Here is a 7,092-nt window from a genome sequence, read left to right as displayed (position 1 = left end):
CCCCCCCCCCGCCGCCGCCCGGCGGGGTCCCGCCCGCCGGGGCGGGGCGGCCCCCCGGCCCGGCGGCCCGGAAACCTCGACACTTCCCCACGAGCGCCCCCACGAGCATGGAGAACGTTGAAACGGTCCCGCGAGAAGGCAGCGTCCGAGCTCTTCGCCGCCCTCTACCCGCGTCTCGCCGGCTGGTGCCGCCGGCTGGTCGACGACGACGAGACGGCCCACGAGATCGCCTCGGAGGCGTTCACGCGGCTGTGGGCCCGCTGGACCAGCGTGTCGGAACCGCGGGGCTTCCTCTACGTCACCGCGGCGAACCTCGTCCGGGACCACTGGCGCAAACTGGAGCGGGAACGCCGAGCCGTGCGCCGGGCCACCACAGAGGCCGCCCTGAGCCCACAGCCCGAACAGGCCGACCCGTCGGTGCGCCTGCTCGTGCAGGCACTACCGGAGCGCCTGCGCGTCCCGATCCTGCTGCACTACTACGCCGACATGCCGATCCGGGAGGTGTCCGTCCTGACCGGACGCAAGGAGGGAACCGTCAAGGCCGACCTCCACGCGGCCCGCGAACTGCTCCGCGCCCACCTGAGGAGGAGCCTTGATCACACACTCTGACGAGGGCCCGGACTTCGACCCCGACGACCCGCTCGCCGTCATCCTGCGCCCCCCCTCGGAGCACCTCGGCCCACCACCCGGCCGTTACCAGGCGATCCGTCGCGGCGCGGCCCGCCGCAAGCTGCTGCGCGGGGCCGCCGGTGCCGCCGTCACCTGCGGTGTCGCCGCACTCGTCGTACTGCCGCTGCGCCTGTCGACCTCCGGCGCCCCCGGCCCCTCGACACCCCCCATGGCCCCACCGCCGCCCGCGACCAGCCCGGCCACCGTGCCGACACCGTCCACCGTGCCGACCCGGGCACCGGACCCGGCCCCGAGTACGGCGCAGGAGGCGGTCCGCCCCACCCCCGTCCCGCAGACCCCGACCACCGCCCCGACCAGCCTGCCGGCCCCCGCCGACGCAACACCCAGGGCCCCGACCGGATCGTCGACGAGGACGGCTCCGCCGACGACCGAGCCGCCACCACTCCGCCCCGACGACACGGCGGCCCCCTCGGCCGGCACCCGGCGCTGAGGGCTCCGGGAGAGCGCCGAGAGGGAGAGGGCACACACCCCGGCTGAAGCCGCAGCGGACTCGCGGGCAGGGGCGCCGACGGCTGTGCCACCGTCCGGAGTTGCGCACAGTGCAGGCCGCACAGGTTCGCTGTGGCGAAACCGAGAACCACACCGATACCGTCATGGCCCTTGACTGCACATCTGTCTCACGGGGAGTCACTGTGAAGCGCCGCTCATTGCCCGTTGCTGCCGCGTTCGCCGCCGCCGCAACCCTGCTTCTGACCGCCTGCGGGGGTGGGGACGACAGCGGGAAGGCCGCTGACAAGATCGCTGGGGCCGACCAGGACACAGAGGCGCCGACGAAGTCGGCGGAGCCCTCGGGAGCACCGGCAGAGGACAAGCCGGACGGCGTGGACGTGTCCCTGCCCGCGGACATGAACCTGGTCTTCGACTGGAAGAAGCCGAAGGACCAGAATGAAGCGGCCGCCATGTCCGACGCGGCCAACTTCTTCCGTGCCATCTACCGGGGCGTCGACAAGCGCACGACCGAGGACGCGTCCGTGGCCGCCTATGCCACTGGTGAAGGGCTGAGCTACGCGGAAACGCAGGTCAACGCCTGGATCGAAGGCGGCTGGACCGCCACCGGCACACTGCGCCACTACGACGCCACCACCCGGTCCGCCGAGAATGGCACGTCGGTAGAGGTGGCGTTCTGTGCGGACTCGGGCAAGTTCTACGGCAAGGAAATCAAAACCGAGAAGGTCCTCGAGACCGAGCCCAGCATTGAAGACTTCGACTACTACAAGATCATCATGGTCAAGCACCCCACAGGCGACGGCCTGTGGCAGGCGTCCAAGGTGTTTGTCGAGACGAAGGCGGAGAAGTGCCGGTGACGGGGACACTTCGTAGGTTCATCGGTACCGCGACACTGACGTTGGCCCTCAGCACCCTCGTCCTCACTGGACCCTCCTATGCGGCGAAACCAGTGGGTTCCGACAAGGGCGCCAGCACCGAACAAGGAGGCGGAGGCGACGACACCGGCATCTACGCCGCCGCACGCATCCAGTACTCCGGATCCGTCGCCAAGGACGGCAGCACGGGAAACGTAACGTCCTCCGACGTGAACTGGGCTCCGCCGCCGTGCTGGTACGCCCCCTACCTCGGCGCCGAGGACTTCAAGAGAAAGATGTCCAAGGATATCAAGGACGCCAAGGGCGCACCCGGCATGGGAGGGCACGCGGGTGCGGCGGTCAACGAGATGGAGCGCCACTACGAGGACGAGTACGGATGGACCGACACCCCCGGCTACAAGGACTACAACGTCGAGAAGGATGGCGAGGGGATGTTCTGGGCCGGTGTCGAGAATCCCAACGAACCTGATGTCCTCAAGCGGAGCTCCTGCACCGTCCTCCCCTTCTGGGTCGACAACGGCGAGGCCCCGCCGCCCCAGTACGAGGAGGCCATCACCCCGGAGATACTCGCCGCCCTCGCCTACCAGCACATGCAGCTCCCCGACACCGAGGTAAGCCTCGCCCCCGAGGAGACCACGAAGGTGAATCTGCCGACCTGGGCCTGGCTCGACAAAGCCGTCTTCGACGAAGTCCAGGCCACAGCGGCCATCAACGTCCCCGGCTTCGCCATCCAGGCCACGACGACCGCCAAACCGGTGTCCCTCACACTGGAGCCGGGCACCGAGGACGCCGAGACCTACCCGGCCTCCGGCGAGTGCACCATCAACGCCGACGGTTCCATCGGTGAGCCTTACGCCAAGGGCAAGGCCGACCGGACTCCGCCCTGCGGCATCACGTACCTCCGCTCCTCCGGCGACGGCACCTACGATCTCCAGGCCACCATCACCTGGGAAATCGCCTGGACCGGCACCGGTGGCGCCGGCGGCGACCTGCCCGACGGCACCTTCGGCAACGACCAGGCAGTTACGGTCCAAGAAATCCAGTCCATCAACCGGTGATCAGTGCTCCGAAAAGTCGCGCAGCGGAGAAGGTAAGTGACGGGCGGGGCCAGGCCCGGGGCTGCTTTCACCTTCCCCCAGTCCAGGAGAATGCAGAGCCGGCCAGAGAAGACTTCTCAAGGCCTCGGGGACTGACACCCCGCATCGCTTATGGGCGCCTACTGTCAGCGAACGGGCCTTGACCCAAGGCCCGTTGATGCACGCCGGTCCGGGATCATGCTCCGCCCGCCTCACACGTCGGGAAGGCCCCTGTGCCGATCTCGACCCGCTCCCCGGCGGCCGGGGTAAAGCTGACCGGCTCACCGTACGGAATTTCGACGACCCGCGCGTACCCCACGGCGTGCGGCTCGGACATCAGAGTGACCGTCGTTTCGAAAGGATCGGCGATCATGTAGAAATCGATCCCGAAGCGACCGTACTTCTGGACGTTCCGAACGTAGTCCTTCTCGCCCTCCGACTCGGACGGCACCGCGACCGCCGCAAGCACGTCGAGACACGAGTAGCTGGTCTTCCTGCGCTCGGCGTCGAAGTCGACGATCGTGAGGTCCGGCGCAGCGTCGTTCTCCCCGGGGAACGTGATGAGTACGTCGCCGAAGACACGCTTCCGCGCGATGCCGGAGGCCTTGACCGCGTCCTTGACGTCGGAAACGGTCCAGTCCTGTTCCGGGCTCCGTGGCGTCATGATCACTCTGCCGGCGAACACCTCGACCTTGTATCCCTCGGGGATGGCATCCCGCTCGATCAGTTCACTCATCACGGACGCAGCAGCACACCTCCTCCCCGCATCATGGCTGGCCGGGGCGCGAACGACCGCCTTTTCGCCCGACCAGAGCCTGCCCGGCCCGGCCCCGGTCGCTGCACGGCATGCGATCGCCCGCCGCCGGACACCTTCGGCTCCGGTCCAGCGGATCACCTACGAAGACCACCTTGCCTCACACGGGGCCGACCAGCCGGCGCTCACGAAGCACCCGGCAGCGCGCCGCACCGTCAGGCGGAAACCTTCACACTCCGGTGCATACCGTCAGTAAAGTGGAGTCGGACTGCCCGGACCAACAGCCTCAGGCACGGCCCAGTGATGTGCCCGGGGTGTCGTGCGTAGGAGCGGCAGCGGCTCCTGAAGCTTCTCCCTTGGCCTTCAGTAATGCCTCGGACGCCTTCTCGTCAGTGAGCCCTCTCTCCAGCTACCTCGGGAGAGACTGCGAGAGCTGTGCATCGGTCCAGTACGGGTCACCTACTGGCTCGCTCCAGGACGTCGCGCGGTCCTTCTCACCGTCTTCCGCAAGACCAGGGTGCGCGAGAGAGAGGAAGTCCGCCGAGCCCAACGAGCGAAGAAAGTGTGCGAGGCGGAGCACACACCAACTGGTGAGCACGACGTCTACGGTAGGGACGAGGAAGCACGATGAGCAGCGGATACCACACCACCTGGAACGTCCCGCCGGAGCACCGGGAGGCTCCCGCCTACCGTGCCGCGGGTCGCCGCACGGACTTCGCCCAGGCCGTCTACGACCGGCGCTCGGCCCTCGGCTGGAACGTTGCGGAGCTGGCCCGGCGTGCCGAACTCTCCGAAGAAGACGTCGAAGCCATCGAGGAAAGCAGCGTCGACCCCATTTTCGATCTGATCGAATGCCTGGTCACAGCAATGGACGCCGACGCCCGCATCGCCCCTCGTACAAGTCCCGAGTTCCGTTTCGAGGATCACGCGGCCTGATCCGCGCAACCCGGTGTCATCTTGCGGTGTGGGGCAGCAGAACGCCGTAGACGGACAGCGGCCCTGGACCGGTGCCACAGCGGGGCCCGCCACACGAGGCCGCCCTCGGTTTCATCGACGGCTTGGCGAGGAGCATCCGGTTGGCTGCAGGACCTGAGCGGATGGCAGAGGTGATTGCACTCTCGCTGCTGTACCTCGATCGTTGCCAGCCATTGCTGACTGCGGGTGAGGAAACACCGGACCGGTGCCGCACTACTGGACCGAACCAGCCCTCGACGCGGTCTCGCTCCGGGTGACTTCATCATGCTGGCAGCACGGGCGACTGCCCTCGGCCGGGGGCGTCATCCACGAATCCGTCGAACGCGAGGAGAGAGACCGCCTCACGACGCTGGCAGCCGTGCGGGTACGGCAGAGTGGCAGCCGGGAAGCAGTGACGGGTGAACAGTCCTGCCTCTTGCAGAGGGGTGACTGGTCGCTCGCCGCCCCTCACACCCACCGCAGGGAATGTGCCATGGCGTCGCACAGATCACCCATGGGGCTGTCCGTGCCGCTCAGTGGCATCGAGAAGGCCAGGTGGAAGTAGCCGGCGTCGCCGGGCATCCGGATGTGGAAGTCCAAAGTCGTCTCCCCCCGGACTTGAACTGTCCGGCCCGCGGGGAGGTCGATGATGTCGACGTCGGCCCCTGGGCCTCTGCGCTGGGCCAGCGCCCCGGCGAATTCCTCAGGGGTCAAAGCCGCACCTCGGGGCATCGGGGGCCACGAGATCAGCAGGGAGGCCGGCAGAGCCGAGCCCTCGGGTGACTCCGACCTGAGGAAGAACTCCAGAGCGCCGCGGCTACGACCGCTCTCGGCAGTGTTGCGCAGGGCGACCCACACGGTACGCGCGGCCTCCGGAGGAGTTCGGCTGCCGGCGAACTCCTTGTCCACGTAGGTCTTCAGCTGACCGCGCCAGCGGTCCTGTGTGAGGTCGACACGGAACCAGTCACGGGGAACGAGGAGACGGTAGTCCGAGGGCGGAGCTTCGGGCACGGCGTCGGTCACGTGCCCGCCACCGAGGTGATGAGCGGGGAGCCGTCGGTGTGAAACAGGCGGATGCTGCTGACGATGTTGCCGAACATCGTGGAGAACATCTCCCAGCCGGGCATGGTCGGCGTCGACATCTCCATCAGGAGCGTGGTGCCGTGAGGAAGGGGAACATAGACGCGTATGTACGACGTCGGGAATGTGAACCCCTCTCCCGAATCCGTGAGTTCGCCGATGACCTTCTCGTCCCGCGTACCGATGTACGAAACGGCCGATCCGCACGGGAGCTCGATCCGGGACACCTCGCCGTCATCCAGGCGGCGGAGGCTCGCGGTGATCGCTTTCGCCGCGTCCGACGCATCCGCAGCCTCCGGACTGTCGAGCAGGGCGGCGAAAACCGTTGCGGTACAGGGAGCCTCGTCAATCGCCGTGACGCAGATACCGGCGTACTCGGCTCCCGCGGCCAGTAGCTCGTCGACACCCAGCGCACACATGACCGCAAGCGCGGTCTGCGCCTCTTCACCGGCGCCCGGAAGCGCCTTCTCCACCAGTTCGCCCAGCAGCCGTACGGCCTCGTCGTCGTCCGCAGCGTGGATCGGAATGTCGTGGAAGATCTCCGGCATCACCCAGCGCACGTGAATGTCGTCCGTGTGCAGGGCGGTCGGGGCGGGCTGGGTAGGCACCAGCTCGCCGAGTTCGGTATGGGTCGTCACGACGACTGTTCCTTCTCGGGCACAGGACGGTCGGGCGCTTCGGGGAAGAACTTCCGCGAGGTGGCGTACATGCCGTAGTAGGGGTACAGGCGCGGGATGTCGGCGCCGCCTCTGCGGGCGATTCCGGCGATCTTGCGGTAGAGCCGGGCCCGGCAGCGCACGTTCCGTATGACGGGGTCGAGCAGAGTGCGGCGGCGCATGAGGTAGGCGCCAAGGATCAGGGCTCCGACGATCAGCGCATCCACCACGATGAAGGCGATCTGGAACTGGCGTGTCTTCTGGGATGCGACCAGGTCCCAGAAGGGCCAGGCACCCAGACCGAAGATGAACAGCGGGATGACGAACAGACAACCGAGGAGGCCGGCCTTCGCCGTGTCCTCCCGCCGTTGGAACAGCATCCAGTGCACGGCGCTGTCGTCGAGGAAGTCGAAGCGGACCTCCCGCCCGTAGGCCTCCGCCGCTGCTCTGGCCTCGGGAACAGCGGCGATGACGGACGAGGAGACCATGTTGTGGACGGTCCCCTGATCGTCGACGAACTCCCCGAACTTCAGGGCGTGGTAATCACTCACGGGTCGTCC

At 67.7% G+C, this 7,092-nt stretch carries 9 protein-coding genes; 5 read left to right on the top strand and 4 right to left on the bottom strand.

Annotation, left to right across the window (positions count from 1 at the left end):
* Positions 1 to 117: 117 nt before the first annotated feature.
* The 4 genes from ORI94_RS28405 (at position 118) to ORI94_RS28390 (ending at position 3,070) form a co-directional block, all read left to right on the top strand.
* Positions 118 to 609 carry an RNA polymerase sigma factor gene (locus ORI94_RS28405; protein ID WP_266080935.1) on the top strand — a complete coding sequence of 164 codons (492 nt, stop codon included), beginning with the start codon at positions 118 to 120 and terminating at the stop codon, positions 607 to 609.
* Positions 593 to 1,120, top strand: coding sequence for a hypothetical protein (locus ORI94_RS28400; RefSeq protein ID WP_266080933.1), 528 nt, complete (start codon positions 593 to 595; stop codon positions 1,118 to 1,120). The genes ORI94_RS28405 and ORI94_RS28400 overlap by 17 nt, the downstream gene beginning before the upstream one ends.
* A gap of 202 nt (positions 1,121 to 1,322) precedes the next feature.
* Positions 1,323 to 1,994, top strand: coding sequence for a hypothetical protein (locus ORI94_RS28395; RefSeq protein ID WP_266080931.1), 672 nt, complete (start codon positions 1,323 to 1,325; stop codon positions 1,992 to 1,994).
* Entirely contained in the window at positions 1,985 to 3,070 is a 1,086-nt protein-coding gene (locus tag ORI94_RS28390; RefSeq protein WP_416237914.1) for a hypothetical protein, read from the top strand. The genes ORI94_RS28395 and ORI94_RS28390 overlap by 10 nt, the downstream gene beginning before the upstream one ends.
* Positions 3,071 to 3,284: 214 nt before the next feature.
* Here ORI94_RS28390 and ORI94_RS28385 read toward each other — a convergent pair whose 3' ends face one another.
* Positions 3,285 to 3,983: a Uma2 family endonuclease gene (locus ORI94_RS28385; protein WP_266080927.1), complete on the bottom strand. Its 699-nt coding sequence runs from the start codon at positions 3,981 to 3,983 to the stop codon at positions 3,285 to 3,287.
* A 486-nt stretch (positions 3,984 to 4,469) separates the two neighbouring features.
* Between ORI94_RS28385 and ORI94_RS28375 the strand changes: the two genes are divergently transcribed.
* Positions 4,470 to 4,778, top strand: a complete 309-nt coding sequence (locus ORI94_RS28375; RefSeq protein ID WP_266080925.1) for a helix-turn-helix domain-containing protein — start codon at positions 4,470 to 4,472, stop codon at positions 4,776 to 4,778.
* A gap of 486 nt (positions 4,779 to 5,264) precedes the next feature.
* Here ORI94_RS28375 and ORI94_RS28370 read toward each other — a convergent pair whose 3' ends face one another.
* The 3 genes from ORI94_RS28370 to ORI94_RS28360 are packed head-to-tail and all read right to left on the bottom strand — an operon-like array spanning position 5,265 to position 7,083.
* Positions 5,265 to 5,819, bottom strand: coding sequence for a hypothetical protein (locus ORI94_RS28370; protein ID WP_266080923.1), 555 nt, complete (start codon positions 5,817 to 5,819; stop codon positions 5,265 to 5,267).
* On the bottom strand, positions 5,816 to 6,514 hold the full coding sequence (locus tag ORI94_RS28365) for a hypothetical protein (protein WP_266080921.1): 699 nt from the start codon (positions 6,512 to 6,514) through the stop codon (positions 5,816 to 5,818). Before ORI94_RS28365 ends, ORI94_RS28370 begins: the two co-directional genes overlap by 4 nt.
* Positions 6,511 to 7,083, bottom strand: a complete 573-nt coding sequence (locus ORI94_RS28360) for a hypothetical protein (protein WP_266080919.1) — start codon at positions 7,081 to 7,083, stop codon at positions 6,511 to 6,513. Before ORI94_RS28360 ends, ORI94_RS28365 begins: the two co-directional genes overlap by 4 nt.
* Positions 7,084 to 7,092 lie beyond the last annotated feature (9 nt).

Origin of the sequence: Streptomyces sp. NEAU-W12, assembly GCF_026242095.1 — a bacterium.
Taxonomy (GTDB): domain Bacteria; phylum Actinomycetota; class Actinomycetes; order Streptomycetales; family Streptomycetaceae; genus Streptomyces.
The sequence above is the reverse complement of the archived record's forward strand: the minus strand, read 5'-3'. Positions and strand labels throughout refer to the sequence as shown.